Source organism: Herbaspirillum frisingense GSF30 (assembly GCF_000300975.2).
Classification (GTDB): Bacteria; Pseudomonadota; Gammaproteobacteria; order Burkholderiales; family Burkholderiaceae_D; genus Herbaspirillum; species Herbaspirillum frisingense.
Map to the genome: position 1 here is coordinate 1 of NZ_AEEC02000085.1, position 1200 is coordinate 1200.

Annotated in this window: 2 protein-coding genes; both read right to left on the reverse strand. The window is 62.1% G+C overall.

Features of this window, described 5'->3' with window-relative positions; all coding sequences use genetic code 11:
• Nucleotides 1-239, reverse strand: a 239-nt coding sequence (locus tag HFRIS_RS24410) for a biotin/lipoyl-containing protein (RefSeq protein WP_006465704.1), incomplete at its 3' end; no start/stop codon positions are given.
• Between the two features lie 41 nt (nucleotides 240-280).
• Nucleotides 281-1200 (reverse strand): 2-oxo acid dehydrogenase subunit E2 (locus HFRIS_RS24415; RefSeq protein ID WP_006465705.1); only part of this gene is annotated, 920 nt, incomplete at its 5' end.

Sequence of the window (1200 nt, forward strand, 5' to 3'; positions counted from 1 at the left end):
CCGCTGGCTTCCACCAGCAGCAGCAGCGAGCCTTCGGCGACCTTGTCACCGACCTTGACCTTGACTTCCTTGACCACGCCGGCCGAGGAAGACGGGATTTCCATGCTGGCCTTGTCGGATTCGACGGTGATCAGGGACTGATCGACCTTGATGGTATCGCCGACCTTGACCATCACCTCGATGACTTCGACTTCCTTGAAATCCCCGATATCGGGGACCTTGACTTCAGAGAGACTCATTGTCCTGGCTCCGTAATGTTCTGTGGTTCGCTAGTGGCGGCTTACAGCAGCGACTTGCGCAGGTCACCCAGCACCTCGGCCAGGTAGGCCGAGAAGCGCGCGCCCATGGCACCGTCGATGACGCGGTGGTCATAGGACAGCGAGGTCGGCAGCATCAGGCGCGGGGCGAACTGCTTGCCGTCCCATACCGGCTTGATGATGGACTTGGACAGGCCCAGGATCGCCACTTCCGGCGCATTGATGATGGGCGTGAAGGCGGTGCCCCCAATGCCACCCAGCGAGGAGATGGTGAAGGTCGCGCCTTGCATGTCGGCCGGCTTCAACTTGCCGTCACGGGCTTGCGCGGACAGTTCGCCCATTTCGATGGCGATCTGGCCGATGCTCTTCTGGTCGGCATTCTTGATGACCGGAACCACCAGGCCGTTCGGGGTATCGGCGGCGAAACCGATGTTGTAGAACTTCTTGAGGATCAGGTTCTCGCCCTTGGCATCCAGCGAGGAATTGAAGGCCGGGAATTTCTTCAGCGCCGAGACGCTGGCCTTGATCACGAAGGCCAGCATGGTCAGCTTGACCGGCGACTTGGACTTGGCGAAGGCATCGTTGGAGGTCTTGCGGAATTCTTCCAGCTCGGTGACGTCGGCTTCGTCGAATTGCGTCACGTGCGGGATCATCACCCAGTTGCGATGCAGGTTGGGGCCGCTGATCTTCTTGATGCGCGACAGGGCCAGCAGTTCGGTCTCGCCGAACTTGCTGAAATCCAGCGACGGCCACGGCAGCAGGTTCATGCCGGTACCGCTGCCATTGGTGGCAGGGGCGGCGGCGACCGCGGTGGAACCGGCCATGACGCCCTTGACGAAGTTCTGCACGTCCAGCTGGAGGATGCGACCCTTGGGGCCGGTGGCCGGCACGCGCGACAGGTCCACGCCGAGTTCGCGGGCGAACTTGCGCACGGACGGCGAGG